This window comes from Streptosporangium sandarakinum (assembly GCF_050942225.1).
In the GTDB taxonomy this organism is placed as follows: Bacteria; Actinomycetota; Actinomycetes; order Streptosporangiales; family Streptosporangiaceae; genus Streptosporangium; species Streptosporangium nondiastaticum.
Window position 1 is genome coordinate 5,716,390 of sequence record NZ_CP192034.1, and the last position, 15,371, is coordinate 5,731,760.

Annotated in this window: 15 protein-coding genes; 3 read left to right on the top strand and 12 right to left on the bottom strand. The window is 73.3% G+C overall.

The genetic code is table 11. The features are described 5' to 3' along the window. The first annotated feature begins 205 nt into the window (after positions 1-205). Complete coding sequence (locus ACQP10_RS26560; RefSeq protein WP_399499314.1) at positions 206-1,015, top strand: class I SAM-dependent methyltransferase; 810 nt, start codon at positions 206-208, stop codon at positions 1,013-1,015. A 202-nt stretch (positions 1,016-1,217) separates the two neighbouring features. On the opposite strand, the gene ACQP10_RS26565 is transcribed toward ACQP10_RS26560, so the two are convergent. Next, a complete protein-coding gene (locus tag ACQP10_RS26565; protein WP_399499315.1) occupies positions 1,218-1,826 on the bottom strand; it encodes a hypothetical protein in 609 nt (202 codons plus the stop codon). 145 nt (positions 1,827-1,971) lie between these two features. On the opposite strand from ACQP10_RS26565, the gene ACQP10_RS26570 reads away from it, so the two are divergent. Further along, positions 1,972-2,637: an AIM24 family protein gene (locus tag ACQP10_RS26570; protein ID WP_346022913.1), complete on the top strand. Its 666-nt coding sequence runs from the start codon at positions 1,972-1,974 to the stop codon at positions 2,635-2,637. A 198-nt stretch (positions 2,638-2,835) separates the two neighbouring features. On the opposite strand, the gene ACQP10_RS26575 is transcribed toward ACQP10_RS26570, so the two are convergent. Then, the gene (locus ACQP10_RS26575; RefSeq protein ID WP_179827142.1) at positions 2,836-3,324 is read right to left on the bottom strand and encodes a hypothetical protein; all 489 of its coding nucleotides are present in this window, start codon (positions 3,322-3,324) and stop codon (positions 2,836-2,838) included. A 159-nt stretch (positions 3,325-3,483) separates the two neighbouring features. Here ACQP10_RS26575 and ACQP10_RS26580 point away from each other — a divergent pair, with 159 nt between their 5' ends. After that, positions 3,484-4,113, top strand: coding sequence for a thymidine kinase (locus ACQP10_RS26580; protein ID WP_312873585.1), 630 nt, complete (start codon positions 3,484-3,486; stop codon positions 4,111-4,113). A gap of 163 nt (positions 4,114-4,276) precedes the next feature. On the opposite strand, the gene ACQP10_RS26585 is transcribed toward ACQP10_RS26580, so the two are convergent. The 10 genes from ACQP10_RS26585 to ACQP10_RS26630 all read right to left on the bottom strand — a co-directional run bounded on the left by ACQP10_RS26585 (position 4,277) and on the right by ACQP10_RS26630 (position 15,256). Beyond that, the gene (locus tag ACQP10_RS26585; protein ID WP_346022914.1) at positions 4,277-5,179 is read right to left on the bottom strand and encodes a hypothetical protein; all 903 of its coding nucleotides are present in this window, start codon (positions 5,177-5,179) and stop codon (positions 4,277-4,279) included. 26 nt (positions 5,180-5,205) lie between these two features. Beyond that, positions 5,206-5,532 carry a monovalent cation/H(+) antiporter subunit G gene (gene mnhG / locus ACQP10_RS26590; RefSeq protein ID WP_346022915.1) on the bottom strand — a complete coding sequence of 109 codons (327 nt, stop codon included), beginning with the start codon at positions 5,530-5,532 and terminating at the stop codon, positions 5,206-5,208. Beyond that, entirely contained in the window at positions 5,529-5,792 is a 264-nt protein-coding gene (locus ACQP10_RS26595; RefSeq protein ID WP_346022916.1) for a monovalent cation/H+ antiporter complex subunit F, read from the bottom strand. Before ACQP10_RS26595 ends, mnhG begins: the two co-directional genes overlap by 4 nt. Further along, positions 5,789-6,337: a Na+/H+ antiporter subunit E gene (locus tag ACQP10_RS26600; RefSeq protein ID WP_346022917.1), complete on the bottom strand. Its 549-nt coding sequence runs from the start codon at positions 6,335-6,337 to the stop codon at positions 5,789-5,791. Before ACQP10_RS26600 ends, ACQP10_RS26595 begins: the two co-directional genes overlap by 4 nt. Beyond that, a complete protein-coding gene (locus ACQP10_RS26605) occupies positions 6,334-8,094 on the bottom strand; it encodes a Na+/H+ antiporter subunit D (RefSeq protein ID WP_433539937.1) in 1,761 nt (586 codons plus the stop codon). The genes ACQP10_RS26600 and ACQP10_RS26605 overlap by 4 nt, the downstream gene beginning before the upstream one ends. A 103-nt stretch (positions 8,095-8,197) precedes the next feature. After that, positions 8,198-8,908, bottom strand: coding sequence for a Na(+)/H(+) antiporter subunit C (locus ACQP10_RS26610; protein WP_433539938.1), 711 nt, complete (start codon positions 8,906-8,908; stop codon positions 8,198-8,200). After that, entirely contained in the window at positions 8,905-11,697 is a 2,793-nt protein-coding gene (locus ACQP10_RS26615; protein WP_433539939.1) for a Na+/H+ antiporter subunit A, read from the bottom strand. Before ACQP10_RS26615 ends, ACQP10_RS26610 begins: the two co-directional genes overlap by 4 nt. A 134-nt stretch (positions 11,698-11,831) precedes the next feature. Next, positions 11,832-12,569: an SRPBCC family protein gene (locus ACQP10_RS26620; RefSeq protein ID WP_433539940.1), complete on the bottom strand. Its 738-nt coding sequence runs from the start codon at positions 12,567-12,569 to the stop codon at positions 11,832-11,834. Between the two features lie 233 nt (positions 12,570-12,802). Then, the gene (locus ACQP10_RS26625) at positions 12,803-13,972 is read right to left on the bottom strand and encodes a zinc-dependent alcohol dehydrogenase (RefSeq protein ID WP_346022922.1); all 1,170 of its coding nucleotides are present in this window, start codon (positions 13,970-13,972) and stop codon (positions 12,803-12,805) included. Between the two features lie 9 nt (positions 13,973-13,981). Further along, complete coding sequence (locus ACQP10_RS26630; RefSeq protein WP_433539941.1) at positions 13,982-15,256, bottom strand: SRPBCC family protein; 1,275 nt, start codon at positions 15,254-15,256, stop codon at positions 13,982-13,984. Positions 15,257-15,371: the final 115 nt, after the last annotated feature.

The following is a 15,371-nucleotide window of genomic DNA, read 5'->3' on the forward strand; positions in this document are numbered from 1 at the left end:
TTGGGCAGTCTTCGGCGAACCGGCGGGGAACTCCCGGGCGGCCTTCAATGACGACGAGTACGGCCTTCGGCACCGGCCGACCGTCGGCCGCTGGGGGTTTCCCCTGCCTTGGGACAGGGGTTTCCTGTTGAGAACAGCGATCAACGGTCCTGGAGGACATCCGATGGATCGCCGCGGCACGCGACACTCCGTCAGCGTGGCAGGCGTGATCACCGACGATCAGGGCCGCGGCGAGGACTACACCGGGACCGGGACACCGCTCACCGTCTCAGGTGAAACTCAATGGCGACCCACCTGTGTCCACCGCCATCATGTCCCGATGCACAAGGCGACCGCTTACCATGACGCACTCGGCGACTTCTTCGCCAAGCATGCCGATACGAGCCCGTACAACGCCTACACCGATAGACCCGCGATGCTTCAACTCGCAGGCGATGTCTCCGGGGCCAGAATCCTGGATGTCGGCTGTGGGGCAGGCCACTACGCGGCCGAACTTTCGGCCCGCAGCGCCCAAGTGGTCGGAATCGAGGGCAGCGCCACGCTGCTGCGCCACGCCCGAGCACGCGTGAACGGTCGCGCGGAACTACTCCTCCACAATCTGGAGGAGCCACTCGACTTCGCCGCTGACGCATCGTTCGACGGCGCGGTCTGTGCCCTCGTATACGAGCACATCAGGAACCGGGTGCAACTACTGGGCGAACTGCGCCGCATCCTGCGACCGGGTGGATGGCTCCTGGTATCGACCACTCACCCCACAGCCGACTGGCGTCACTTCGGAGGCTCATACTTCAGCCACGACTGGAGGGACCTGCCTCTCGGAGATGGTGAGCTCTCCATCCACTACCAGCGCATGCCGTTGGAGACCTTCCTGGGCGAGCTGTTGGCCGCAGGATTCGTGCTGGAGCAACTGGTCGAACCCCGCCCAGCGGCCAGCCTGCGGGAGATCGATGAAACCGCCTACGACAAGCTTCACCGAGCGCCGTCCTTCCTCGCCGTGAAACTGCGGCGTCCCTGATCACAGTCAGTGGAACTTCACCCCCGCCGTACAGGAAACACCGCCTCCGGCCGGGGCGCTGGAAATCAGGCCCATGGCCGCTGAGGACCGGCCTTCCGCTCAGCTCGGCGCCTCGGTCGGACTGCAGTCGATGCGGAAATGTCAGGTGCGGTTCAGCATGTCCCAGGAGCGGGAGGCGGCCGCCTTCTTCTGATTCGCAGGTTCAGATTTCGAGTTCGACGGAGAAGCGCGTAAGGCGATCCCGAACCAGTCGTCGGCGTTCCACGGGAAGGCGGTGAGCGTCCATCGCCGTCCGCAGAAGGCCGGAATCGAATCCGTGGGCGCCCATGTGATCGAGGAGAGGCTCATAGCGATCAGGCCGATCCCGTAGAAGCTCCGTGGCCAACCGGAGCTCCAGGCGGACCACAGGGACACGATGAGAGCCGCACGTGACCATGACATAGTGCCGCCATGGGCCGGGGCCGGCGCATTCCAGCCCGTCCGAGTCGACCTGCCGTTCGACGGTGCTGATCTCCATCTTCACTCCGTCGATCTCGTACCTGGCGAAGTACTGCGAAGCCGCTGGGAGCCAGGCCGCCGGGTGAAGGCACGGGAACGACGAGAGGGCCGTGGCGAACGTGTCCACATCCTCTCGCCGGGCCACCAGGAGGTCGATGTCCCCGGCCGGGAGACGGACACCCTGCAGGAGAGCGGCACCGGTGCCGCCCACCCGGTAGTCGAAGTCGGCGTCCACGGCGCTCAGGGCCGTGAGCGCCGTGTCCAACGTGGTCACGACGTCCGTCAGCCGCAGAGATGGTTCGCCGTCGCCCATGGGGGCCAGAGTATTGGTCATGGCGCGAGACCAGAAGGCCCGCGGGGACTTCCGGGCGTCGGCCTCCGGAGGCCGGCGGGAACTCCCGGGCCCCTACGATCGCTGAACACATGACCGTCATCCCCGACGCGGAAAGGCATCGCCCGTGCGCAGTTCGTTCTTCGGCAACCTGGACCAGGGTCAGGTCCCCGGTCATTTCGTCCTGCAGAACTCCAAGATGCTGCGGGTGCAGCTCAACGGTGAGGTGCTGGCGCGGCAGGGGTCGATGGTCGCCTTCCAGGGGAAGATGGACTTCGACTACGAGGGCGGCGGGGTCGGCAAGCTGCTGAAGAAGATGGTCACCGGCGAGGGCGCGCCGCTGATGCGGGTCCGCGGACAGGGCATGCTCTTCCTCGCCGACAACGCCCAGGACGTGCACCTGTTCTACCTGGAGAACGAGGCGATCACCGTCAACGGGACGAACCTGCTGGCCTTCGACCCGCAGCTCACCTGGGACATCCGCCGGGTGCAGGGCGCGGGCGTCGCGGCCGGGGGCCTGTTCAACACGACGCTCACCGGCACCGGCTGGGTCGCGGTCACCGCGCACGGCACGCCGGCGCTGCTCGACACCTCCTGGGGCCCGACCTTCGCCGACAGCCAGTCGGCGGTGTGCTGGAGCGCGGGGCTGGGCGTGGGGATCAACCGCACCTTCAAGGCGGGGGCGCTCATCGGGCGCGGAAGCGGCGAGGCCGTGCAGCTCGCCTTCCAGGGGCAGGGGTTCGTCCTGGTCCAGGCCAGTGAGGGCCCGATCGTGCCGCAGCCGCGCGGCTGACCCGCCGGAAAGCGGGAGATGCCGGCAAGCGGGAGATGCCGGAAGGTCGCGGGAAGCGCCGGGAGACGACAGAAGGCACCGGGGAACGCCGGAGAGCGGCGGGAAACGGGCCGCCCGGCGGGAGGGTTCTCCCGCCGGGCGGCCCGGCGTGCGAGGGCCCGTACGGGGCGGGTCACGACCCGCCCCGTACGGGGACGGTCAGCGGCGGCGCGGCCCCATGATGGAGCTGATCACCGCGTCCGCGTCGTGCGCGTGGACCTTCGCGGCCAGCCGGATGGCCATCTCGTTGGTACGGCGCAGCTCGGCCTCGGCCCGGTCCTTGCCGGACTGGCCGACCTGGACGCCGAAGTAGGCGCCGATGATCGCGCCCGACACCCCGACCAGGCCGGCGAACGGCGCGGCGCTCTCGCCGGCGCGCATGCTGATCACGACGAACGCGACGAGGATGACCAGCAGTCCGGTGAGGACGACGTAGAACCCGTAGCGCCAGCGAGCCGCCTCGGCCTTGGCCGCGACGACCTCGTCCTCGGTCATCATCGCGGTGAGCGCGGGGATCTCCGCGGTCTCGGCTGAGCCGGCCGGGCCGGCGCCCGAGGGCTGCGCCGGTGCGGTCGCGGCGGGTTTCCGGCCCACGGAGTTCCGCTCGACACCGTCGACGGGGGGCATGGAGGGTTTGGTGGTGGTCACGGGCGCTCCCACTCTCTCAAGGTCAAAAGGGGATCTCCCTCTCTGTTCACATGGTGCCGGATCCGGCCGAACTCGGCGGTACCGGCAAAGGACCTGTTAATTCCTACCAGCGCACCGTCCGCCCAAACACCCCGCCCTGACCCACTAGGCTGGCGGCCCGTGACCGAATCGTCCGCGCTTTCGACTGTTCCCCCCAGGACCCGGGACGGGGTGCTGCGCTTCTACTTCGGCCCGATGGACTGCGGCAAGTCCACGCTGGCCCTGCAGATGAACTACAACCACGGCCGCCAGGGCAGGCGCGGTCTCGTGCTGACCAAGCACGACCGCTCGGGCGGGCCGAAGGTCACCAGCCGGATCGGGCTGGACAGCGAGGCCATCGAGGTGGTGGACGACCTCGACCTGGTGGACCTGGTCCGGCGGCACGAGCCCGTCGACTACGTCATCTGCGACGAGGCGTGCTTCTACACCGTGGACCAGATCGAGCAGCTCGCCGACCTCGCCGACCACCACGGCGTCGACGTCTACGCCTTCGGGCTGGCCTCCGACTTCCGTTCGCAGATGTTCCCCGCCGCCCAGCGCCTGTTCGAGCTGGCCGACGAGATCAGCCGCCTGCAGGTCGAGGTCCTGTGCTGGTGCGGGCGTCCCGGTCTGCTGAACGCCCGCGTGGTCGGCGACAGGATGGTCCGCACCGGCGAGCAGGTCGTCATCGGCGACACCGACGCCGCCCTGATCCGCTACCGGGTGCTGTGCCGGCGGCACCACCGCGCGGGCGACCTCGGCGAGGGCTGAGCGCGCCGGGCCGGAACCGCCGGAGCCGCCGGATCGGACACGGCCACGGACCGGCCGCACTCCGTGTGGCCCCGGACCGCCGGAGCCGCCGGATCGGACACGGCCACGGACCGGCCGTACCCCGTGTGACCCCGGGCCGCCGGACGGACGGGAGCGGCGAACGCTACCCGGAGTCGTCGGCGATGTCCTCCAGGCGGGCGGCGAGCCGGTCGGCGTCGCCGTCGACCAGCGCGGACACCGCGCGCCACCAGGCGAACCACTCGCCGCTGCGCCACATCCAGTCGACCCGGTCGACCGCGGCCACCACGTCGCCCCTGGTCCGCCACGGCTCGCCGACCTGCCCGGCGGAGGCGCCGTTGTCCAGGGCCCAGGCGCGCAGGGTCCGGGCGGCGGCGTCGTCGACGGGCTCGGCGTAGGGGTCGGGGTCCTCCTCCAGCCGGTGCGGGCCGAGGCCGGCCGCCACGCCCCAGCTCCACTGGGCCTCGGCGGGGCGGGAGTAGCGCAGGGAGGCGAAGTCGAGGTTGGAGCCCAGCTCGCCGTCGGGGCGCCTGACCACCAGCGCGTCGAGCCGGCCGCCCGCGTCGAAGGCGACGACGAGGCGCCTGCCGGGCTCGGCGTCCGGCGGCAGGCCGACGCGGTCCTCGGCCTGCCAGGAGTTCAGGTCGGCCGACGCCGCGGGCGGGCCCCACACCTCGTCGGCGGCGTCGTCGGCGATCCAGGCGGCGAGCATCTCCAGCACGGTCAGGTCGGTCCATGGGTCGATGGCGGTCGCGGCCGCCAGCGCCTCGTCGGGCGCGGGCAGCTTGTCGCCGCGGGGCCGCCGCCACCACTCCTCCCCCAGGTCGCGGGTGCCGACCAGCAGGGCGGCCACCGCCGACAGCTCGGTGGAGCGGCGGGTGAGCGGCGCTCCACGCGCCAGCTCCACGCAGTGTTCGACACGACCGGCCCCCAGCGCCGTCTCCGCCTCGCGGAGCAGGGCGCCGGCCTGGGGTCGCTCCGTGCCCAGCAGGCTCGTGACGAGCCTTCTGGCCTCGGTCCGGGCATCCTCCGCACGTGCCTCCCGCATACCCGCCACGTTACGCCCGGGGATCCTCAGGCGCGAGGCTCACCGGCCGGGATGGCCGTGCCGTCCTCGGGTTCGCCGCCGCGGTAGGCGGCGCGGCCGACCATGTAGGCGGCCACCGCGGCGGTGATGACCTGGAAGATCGCGGCCAGCAGCAGCGGCCCGGCGGTCGCCCAGGTGGGGCGGCGCAGCCACATGGCCAGCAGCACCAGGTGCAGGCTGAGCACCTGGGGTTTGGTCGCGGCGTGCATGCGGGCGAGGGTGGCCGGGAAGCGGACCATCCCCACCCCGGCGACGAACGCCAGCGCGGCGCCCAGCAGCAGGCACGCCGCGGCGGCGATGTCCAGGGCGGTCACCGGGCCCGCCCGGTGAAGAACCTGGCCAGCGAGACCGATCCGACGAACCCCAGCAGGGTCAGCACCGGCAGCAGCGGCAGCGCCGAGTACTGGCCGCGCGCGACCGCCGCCGCGCCGATCACGCACATCACCACGGCGGTCAGCACGTCCAGGGCGATCGCGCGGTCCAGCATGGACGGGCCGCGCACCAGCCGGTACAGCGTCAGCGCCGCCGCGCCGCCGAGCAGCGCCAGCACCGCCGGGTACACCATCGCCGTCATCGCAGCTCCTCCCTGTCGGCGGTGGTGCCGAAGGCCGCCACGATGCGCGCCTCCAGCTTCGCCACGTCCGCCCGCGTCGTCCCCTGCACGTCACCGGTGAGCCCGAGGACGTGCAGGACCAGTTCCCCGTCCGCCAGGCGGGCCTCCAGCACGAGGCTGCCGGGCAGCGCCGACAGCGCCACCACGGCCAGCACCGCCATCACCTCCGAGGAGGTGCGCAGCCGTACCTCGACGATCTCCATCGGCGGCACCGTGCCGAAGCGCAGCGCCCAGAACGCGACCCTGGCGCTGGAGATCACCAGGTCGGTGGCGAAGACGGCCAGGAAGACCAGCAGCCGGGCCGGGTGGATGCGCAGCGCGGGTTTACGGGCCGGCAGCGGCAGCAGCCAGACGACGGCCAGCGCGGCGAGCAGCCCGCCCAGGACGTTGGCGACGCTCAGCTCGCCCCACAGCAGCAGCCAGACCACCGTCAGCCAGGCCACCGTGCGGGGCGGGACGGGCCTGCCGAACAGCCGGGGCGCGCGGTCGCCGTCCGGCCTGCTCACCGGCCGCTCCCCAGGACGGCCGAGATGTACGGCCGGCGGGCCAGCAGTTCCGCGGCGGTCCGTACGGTGAACGCGCTCAGCGGCCCGGCCAGCACGGTGTAGGAGAGGCCCAGCGCCACCAGCGCGGCCGTGGCGCCGATCATCGGGGGCGGCATCCGCACGCTGGTGACGATCTCCCGGCCGGTGATCCCCTCGGTGCCCCGCGCCCGGCCCGCGCCGGGCTCACCGGGACCGCGAATCTCACCGGGGCCACGGGCCTCATCGGGGCCACCCGGGCCGCCGGGTCCGCCGCGCTCCCCGGAGCCCTCCGCGCCCTCGGATCCCCCCGCGCCTTCCGGGGACTCCGCGCCCTCGGGCCCCTCCGCACCCTCGGAGCCCTCCTCGTCTTCGGTGGACTCCTCCCCCTCCAGTACGGTGCCCGCCCCGGCCACGTCCGGCGGCGGCGTCCGCCAGAACGCCCTGTTCCACGTCATGGCCACCGCGTACAGGGTCAGCAGGCTGGTCACCAGCCCCCCTGCGACCAGGGTCAGCGCCATCGGGCTCCCGTCGGCCACTCCCGCCCGGACCAGCGCCAGCTTGCCCAGGAAGCCCGACATCGGGGGGATTCCGGCGAGGTTCATCGCGGGGATGAAGAAGAGCACCGAGATCAGCGGCGCGAGGCCCAGCAGCCCGCCCAGGCGGTCCACCGAGGTGGTGCCGGTGCGGCGCTCGATCATCCCGGCCACCAGGAAAAGGCTGGTCTGCACGGTGATGTGGTGGACGGTGTAGAGGACCGCGCCGGCCATCCCGCCGACGGAGAAGAGCGCGACGCCGAAGACCATGTAGCCGATGTGGCTGACCAGGGTGAAGGAGAGCATCCGCTTGATGTCGGTCTGGGCGGCCGCCCCGAACACCCCCAGCAGCATGGTGGCCAGCGCCGCCCACATCAGCAGGCCGCCCACCGGGCCGCCGGGGAACAGCAGCGCCTCCAGCCGGATGATCGAGTAGACGCCGACCTTGGTCAGCAGCCCGGCGAACAGCGCCGTCGCCGGTGCGGGTGCGGTCGGGTAGGAGTCGGGCAGCCACCCCGACATCGGGAAGACCGCGGCCTTGACCACGAAGACCAGCAGCAGCGTCAGCTCCACCAGCAGCCTCACCGAGCCCGGCAGCGGCGTGAACCGCTCGGCGAGCTGGGCCATGGAGACGGTGCCGGTCGCGCCGTAGGTCACCGCGATGGCGACCAGGAACAGCATCGACGACACCAGGGCCACCACCGCGTAGGTGGCGCCCGCCCGGACCCGCGACTCCGTCCCGCCGAAGGTGAGCAGCACGTACGATCCGCTGAGCAGCATCTCGAAGGCGACGAAGAGGTTGAACAGGTCCCCGGTCAGGAACGCGTCGGACACGCCGGCGGACATGATCAGGTAGGCCGGGTGGAAGATCGCCAGCGGGGCGGCCTGCTCCTGGTCGGCGTACGCCTGCGCCTGCGAGAAGACCATCACGCACAGCGTCACCGCCGAGGAGACCGTCAGCATGACGGTGGCGAGCCGGTCGGCGACCAGCGAGATGCCGAACGGCGCCGGCCAGCCCCCGGCGTTCGTCACCAGCGGCCCCTGCCGGTCGGCCGCCACCAGCAGGACCAGCGACACCGCCAGCACGACCGCGAGGGTGCCCAGGCTGAGGAACGCCTGGGTCCGGCGCAGCCGGCCGCCGATGGCCAGCTTCAGGGCGGCGGCCAGCAGCGGCAGCACCACGGGCACGGGGATCAGCGACTCCATCAGTCGTCGCCCTCCAGGTCCGGGTCCTCGGCCCTGGCCTGCCGGGCCCGGTCGGCCCGGATGGCGGCCCGCATCCGCTCCCGGGCCTCGCGGCGGCGGGCCTTCAGCCGCTCGCGGACCTCCCGCTCGTGTTCGGCGAGCTCCCGCTCCCTGCGGGCGAAGTCCTCGCGGATCCGGCGGACCCGCTCGTGGCGTTCGCGCCGGGACTCCTCCTCGGCGCGCCGGGCCTCGGCGCGCCGCTCGGCGATCCGCTCGGGGGCAGTGCCTCCCCGTGCTCGCGGACCCAGCGGTCGAGCTCGGCGCCGGCCTCGTCGATCCGCCGCCGCATCTCCCGGGCCTCCCGGAGTTCGCGCTCGTGCCGGGCGGCGTTCAGGCGGGCCAGCTCGGCGCGCTGCCCGGCGACCAGCCTGCGGTAGGCCCTCCGCCGTTCGCGCACCGCCTCGGCGATCTCGTCGTGCTGGGAGCGCAGCCGCACCCGGCGGTCCTCGGTGTCGTCCTGCACCTCGTCGCCGCCGGTGAGCTGCCAGGACCGGTGGACCATGGACAGCAGGAACGCGGTGACGCCCATGGTGATCACGATGGAGGTGAGCACCATCGCCTGCGGCAGCGGGTCGGCCATCCGGCCGGGAGCGGACCTGCCGAGGATCGGCGGATCCCCCGGCGGGCCGGAGACCGTGACGATCAGCAGGTTCACCCCGTTGCCGAGGAGGATGACGCCGGCCAGCAGCCGCACCAGGCTGCGTTCCAGGAGGAGCGACGCCCCGGCCGCGATCAGCGTCGCGGAGGCGGCGATCGGCAGCAGCGGGACGCTCACCGGGCCTCCTCCTCGATCTGCCGGTCCAGTTCGGCGCCCAGGCTGCGCAGGATGTCCTGCACCATGCCGAGCACCGTCAGGTAGATCCCGAGGTCGAACAGCAGCACGGTGGACAGGTGGACCTTCCCGACCAGGGGGACGGCCAGGTCGGCGGAGAACGCGCGCAGCGGCGCGCCGCCGAACGCCAGGCCCAGGGCCGCGGTCGCCACCGACAGCAGCAGGCCCAGTCCCATCAGCACCCCGGCGCCGGTCGGCGCGGCGACGGCCAGCTCGTAACGGCCTCCGGCGAGGTAGCGGACGACCAGGGAGAGCCCGGCCACGATGCCGCCGGCGAATCCGCCGCCCACCGAGCCGTGCCCGGTGAACAGCAGGAAGACCGAGACGAGCAGCAGGGTGTGGAAGATCATCCTCGCCACGACCTCCAGGACGGCGGCCCGTTCGCCGGGCGGCAGGGTCGCCGTCAGCCAATAGGTCCGGCCGGGCGGCCTGCGGTGCCCGGCCGGTGGCCGCTCCAGCGCGTACGTGCGGCGGCGCAGGAAGACCAGGCTGGTCACCCCCAGGGTGAGGACGACGAGGACGGTGCTCTCCCCGAGGGTGTCCCAGGCCCTGATGTCCACCAGCAGCGCGCTGACGATGTTGGCGGCCCCTGACCGTTCCGCCGGACCGGCCAGCAGCGTCCCGATCGGCGTCTCCGACCGCGCGTTGACCGCCAGCACCCCCGCGCCGGCCGCCACGAGGCCGGTGACCAGCCCGAGCACGGCGCGTACGGCCGGCGGCACCCGGGGCCGCTGCTCCTCCTCCGGGACGATCGGGAGCCTGCGCAGCACCAGCACGAACGCCACCAGGCTCAGCGTCTCGACGAGGAGCTGGGTCATCGCCAGGTCGGGTGAGCCGTGGGCGAGGAACAGCAGCGCGGTGCCGTACCCGGTCAGCCCGACCAGCAGCGCGAGCACGACGTGGGAGCGGGCGAGCGGCGCCAGGACGGCCGTGGCGGCGAGGAGGACCCCGACGATGGGCTGCTCGGCGCGCTTCCACAGGACGACGACCGGTCCCGCGGTGGTGACCGGCCCGTGCAGCAGCGCGAAGGCCGCGATGCCCGCCAGGGTGGCGAACGCGATCATGAGGTAGTCGGGGAGGGAGCCGCGCTGGACGACGCCGGTGAGCTGCCCGGCGAAGCGGTTCGTGCCCCGCACGAGCGCCCAGTAGACCCGGCCGGAGTCGATCGTGCGCAGCAGCCGCCCGGCCCGTGCCCCCCTGTCCCCGGCGGCGAAGAGCAGCGCGCCCGCGGCCAGGGCGACGGCGGACAGCAGCAGCGGGACGGGCGCGCCGCTCCACAGCGCGAGGTGGGCGTCGTGGCCGGGGGTGGCGAAGGTGGCGGTGTAGGGGTCCATGGCCCGGCCGTACCAGGAGGCGAAGGGGGCGGCGGCCAGTCCGAGCACGGCGAGCAGGGCGGGCGGCAGGAACGTCGCGGCGCCGTAGGGGGCGAGCGGGGTCGGGTCCCTGCCCGGCGGGCTGCCGAAGGCCCCGGTGAGGAAGCGCAGGCTGTAGGCGGCGGTCAGCGCCGAGCCGAGCACCACCCCGGCCAGCGTCGCCGACCGGCCGAGTCCGCCGCCGAGCAGCGACTCGAAGGCCGCCTCCTTGGCGGAGAATCCGAAGAAGGGCGGCAGGCCCGCCATGGAGGCCGCGGCGGCCGTCGCGACCGCGCACAGCCAGGGCGCCGAGCGCCGCAGGCCGCTCAGCTCGCGTAGGTCGCGGGTGCCGGCCGCGTGGTCGACGACCCCGACGACCAGGAACAGCGACGCCTTGAACAGGGCGTGCGCGCCCAGCATGGCGGCGCCCGCGAGCGCGGCGCCACGGGTGGCGGTGTCGAACAGCACGGTCAGGAAGCCGAGCTGGCTCACCGTGCCGTAGGCGAGCAGCCGTTTGAGGTCGTTCTCGCGCAGGGCCCGCCAGCCGCCCAGCACCATCGTGAGCAGGCCGAGCGACACGGCCGCCGCCCGCCACGGGACCGCCTCGCCGAAGGCCGGGCTGAGCCTGGCCAGCAGGTAGACGCCGGCCTTGACCATCGCCGCGGCGTGCAGGTAGGCCGAGACCGGGGTCGGCGCGGCCATCGCGGCGGGCAGCCACATGCTGAACGGGAAGATCGCCGACTTCGACAGCGCCCCGGTCATGACGAGCGCCAGCGCGGCGGGCACCGTCCCGCCGGCCGGGGGGTGCGCGACGAGCTGCGAGATCCGGTAGGTGCCGGCCGCCTCGCCCAGCATGACGAACCCGGCGAGCATGGCCAGCCCGCCGAAGGTGGTGACGGTGAGCGCCTGCAGCGCGGCCCGGCGCCCGGCCCGGCTCGCCGGGTCCTGGCCGATCAGCAGATAGGAGAAGAGGGTGGTCAGCTCCCAGAACACGTACAGCAGGAGCAGGTCGTCGGCGGCCACCAGGCCGAGCATGGCCCCGGCGAAGGCCACCAGCGCCCCGCCGAACCTGCCGAGCCCGTCCTCGCCGGCGGAGAAGTAGCGGGAGCAGTACAGCAGCACCAGCGCGCCGACCCCGGTGACCAGCGTCATCATCAGCAGGCTCAGCGCGTCGGCGCGGAAGGTCAGGCCGAGTCCCAGCGCGGGCGCCCAGTCGTGGTGCGAGGCGACGGGCGTGCCCGTGGCGACGGCCCACAGGGTGTAGGCGAACCCGCACGCGGGCGGCAGGGCGAGCACGAGGAAGGCGTCGCGGCCGAACCGGCGCGCCATGGCCGGGGCGCACACCGCCGCGACGGCGTGCAGGATCAGCAGCGGCTCCATGGTCTCCCCGGGCCCGTCGTCGGCCGACAGCCCGACGGTGCCACCGGATCCGCCGCGCCGCCGTACGGGCGCGCGGCCCTTGACGGGAAAAGCCCCGGCCCTTCACCGGGACATGAGGCCCCGCCGGGTACGGCTCAGCGGCGGCGGCCGGTGCGGCCCAGCAGCCAGCCGATCACCGCGCTGCCGAGCGCCACTCCGGCGCCCATCCCGAAGGCGGCGAGGATCGGCCAGGCGGGGCCGGCCGCGGCGGATCGCGGGGCGGGCCGGACGGCGGGACGCTCGTAGACCCGCGGTCCGGCCTGAGCCGCCTCTTCGGTGAGGGTCGCCGGGCCGGCCTGGGCGGGGACCGCGACGGTCCCCGGGACGGCCGCCACGGCCCCGGTGGCCCCGGCGGCTCCGGCGGCCCCGGTCGCGGGAGCGGCGGGGACCTCCGCGGCGGCGGAGAGGTGGCCTTCGACGGCGGAGAAGAACTCGCCCGCTGTCTTCTTCGCCACCGAGCCGAGCATGCGCTGGCCGACGCCCCCGATCATGCCGCCGACCACCGCCTCGGCGTCGTAGTCGACCCTGGTGCCGTCCCCGGCGTCGCTGAGGCGGATCTCGACGGTGGCGTCGACCGTGCCGGGGGCGCCCTGCCCCCGGGCCCGGAGCACGAACCGCTTCGGCGCGTCGGGCTCGGTCAGCGTCACCTCCCCCTGGTAGACGCCCTTGATCGAGGCGACCCCGGCGGTGACCGTCATCCGGTAGGCGCCGGGCCCCGTCTCCTCCAGGCGCTCGCAGCCCGGGATCGTGCGCACGAGCACGGCCGGGTCCTGGAGCGCGGACCACACGCGGTCCCTGTCGATGCCGAGCACGGCACTGCCTGCGACCTTCATCGAAACTCCTTGAGCGCGGGGACCCCGGGTCTCAGCCGTGGGGAGGACGTCAACCCAGCACTGTAGGCATCCGCCCGCCGCGCCGGTAGGGCGACATGTGCCGTCGGCGTGGCGGGCGATCGGCGGCGGTCCGCCACGCCCGGCGCGCGCCGGCAGGCGGGGCCCACCGGCCGGGAGCGCCCGGCGTCGTGGCCGGGACCTTCTCGCCGGGCCGGTGGGCCCAGGTCAGAGCGCTAGGTGGTCAGGACGACCTTGTTGCACTCGTTCTCCTTGTTCTTGAACATCTCGTAGGCATGCGGGGCGTCCTCCAGCCGCATGCGGTGGCTGATCACGAAGCTGGGATCGATGTCGCCGTGGCGGATCCGGTCCATCAGCGGCCTCATGTACCGCTGCACGTGGCACTGGCCGGCCCTCAGGGTCAGCGACCGGTTCATGATCGCACCCATCGGGAACTTGTCGACGAAGCCGCCGTAGACGCCGATCACCGAGACGGTTCCGCCGTTGCGGCAGGCCAGGATCGCCTGGCGCAGGGCGTACGGCCGGTCGGTCTCCAGGCGGGTCGCCTGCTTGGTGCGGTCGTAGGCGTACATGGCCGGGTTGCCGTGGTGGGCCTCCATGCCGACGGCGTCGATGCAGGCGTCCGGGCCGCGGCCGGCGGTCATGTCCCGCAGCGCCTCCAGGACGTCGACCTCCTCGTAGTTGAGCGTCTCGGCGCCCGCGCGCTCGGCGTGGTGCAGCCGGTAGGGGAGGCGGTCGATGCAGATGACCCGCTCGGCGCCCATCAGGCGGGCGCTGACGGCCGCGAGCTGGCCGACCGGGCCGGCCCCCCAGATGGCGATGACGTCGCCGGGCTTGATGTCGCACATCTCCGCGCCCATCCAGCCGGTGGGCAGGATGTCGGACAGGAACAGCACCTTCTCGTCCGGCAGGCCGTCCTCGACCTTGATCGGTCCCACATCGGCGAAGGGCACCCGGGCGTACTCCGCCTGGCCCCCGGCGTAGCCGCCGAGCATGTGCGAGTAGCCGAAGATCCCCGCCGGGGAGTGGCCCATGAGCTTCTCCGCCACGCCCGCGTTGGGGTTGGAGTTCTCGCACACCGAGTACATGCCGTTCTGGCAGGACAGGCAGTTGCCGCAGGCGATCGGGAAGGGGACGACCACCCGGTCGCCGACCCTCAGGTTGCGCACCTGCGGGCCCACCTCCACCACCTCGCCCATGAACTCGTGGCCGAGGATGTCGCCTTTCTTCATCGTCGGCACGTACCCGTCGTACAGGTGCAGGTCCGAGCCGCAGATCGCGGTCGAGGTGACGCGGACGACGGCGTCGCGGGCGTTGACGATCCCCGGGTCCGGGACGTTCCGGACCTCGACGGTGTTGCGGCCCATCCAGCATGTGGCTTTCATGTCTCTCCCTCACCCCACCGGCTGGGCGGGACGCTGTACGGCCTGCCGGAGCGCGCGGGTGCCCTCCGGGCTGCCCTCGGACCGCACCACCTCCCCGGTCTCCATGACCTGCTTGAACCGGCGCAGGTCGTCACTGACCTGCTGCTCGGGGTGCTCGCCCAGCAGCCGGGCCAGCGCGAGTCCCGCCTTGCCGCCCGGCGGGTCGTACCGCAGGCTCACCCGCACCTCGGTGCCCCGCCCGCCCGGGGCGTCGGTGAACCGCACCGTCCCGCTGTTGGGGACCGTCGCCCGTCCCGTGGACCGCCACGAGATCAGCTCGCCCGGGCGGTCCTCGGTGATCTCCGCGTCCCACTGCACGCTCTTGCCCACCGGCCCCCGCGCCGTCCAGTGCGACCGCCCGTCCCCGGTCACCTCCACCGACTCCAGATGCGTCATGAACCGAGGAAGGTGACCGAAGTCCCGCCAGTACCGGTACACCGCCTCGCGAGGTTGGTTGATCGTCACCGCCGCCCGCAGGTCCCGGATCCGTTCGCCCAGATCACGGCGCTGCTCCCGGGTGATCGTGCCGCGCCGGCCGATCCGCGCCGCGGCGTACGCGGCGGCGGCGAGCCCGGTGGCCGCCGTGAGGGCCCCGATGCGGCCGCCCGCGCCGCCGCGCCGGCCCCGGCCGGCCCTCATGCGGCCCGACGACATCATCCGCGTCATGCCGCCCATGCCGCGGCCCGGCGCCATCACGCGCCTCATGCCGCCCATGCGGTGGTGGTCCCCCATCCGGTGGGCGTGCCCGCGGCCTCCCGGGTACGGGATCGCGTGCAGGAACTCCCGCCGGCCGGTCGGCGCCAGCATCGTACGGATCCGGCCGGCGATGCCCCGGCCGGTGCCGGGCGGCGTCATGTGGAGCAGGTCCCGCGCCCCGGGCGGCGGGATCACGTGCCGGAACTCCCGCCCGCCGGTCGGCGCCAGCGCCCGCCGCAGCCCGCGGGGAAGCCCCCGGCCGCCCGCCATCGGCAGCCCGTGGAGCCTGCCTCCCGCTCCCGGTGACGGGATCGCGTACAGGAACTCCCGGCCGCCGGTGGGCATGAGCCTCCGCCGCAGGCCGCGGCCGGACGTGCCGCCCATCATCGGCATGGCCTGGATGAACTCCCGCCCACCCGTCGGCGCCAGCCTCCGGTAGACCCGGCCGGCGGTCTTCGGCGCGAGGATGTGCGCCAGGCCGAGGCCGAGGCCGGCCCAGCCCAGCACGCGGGCGAGAGGGTCGGCGGTGTGCTGATCTTCATGGGTCATATGGTCCTCACATGGCTGGTCGCTTCTCCGATCCCGGTCCACCGGCGGCGCGGCCCCGCGGCCGCTTCCGGCGGCCGGACCGCTCCGGCACGGCCACCGTCCGGCGCGGCCCGGC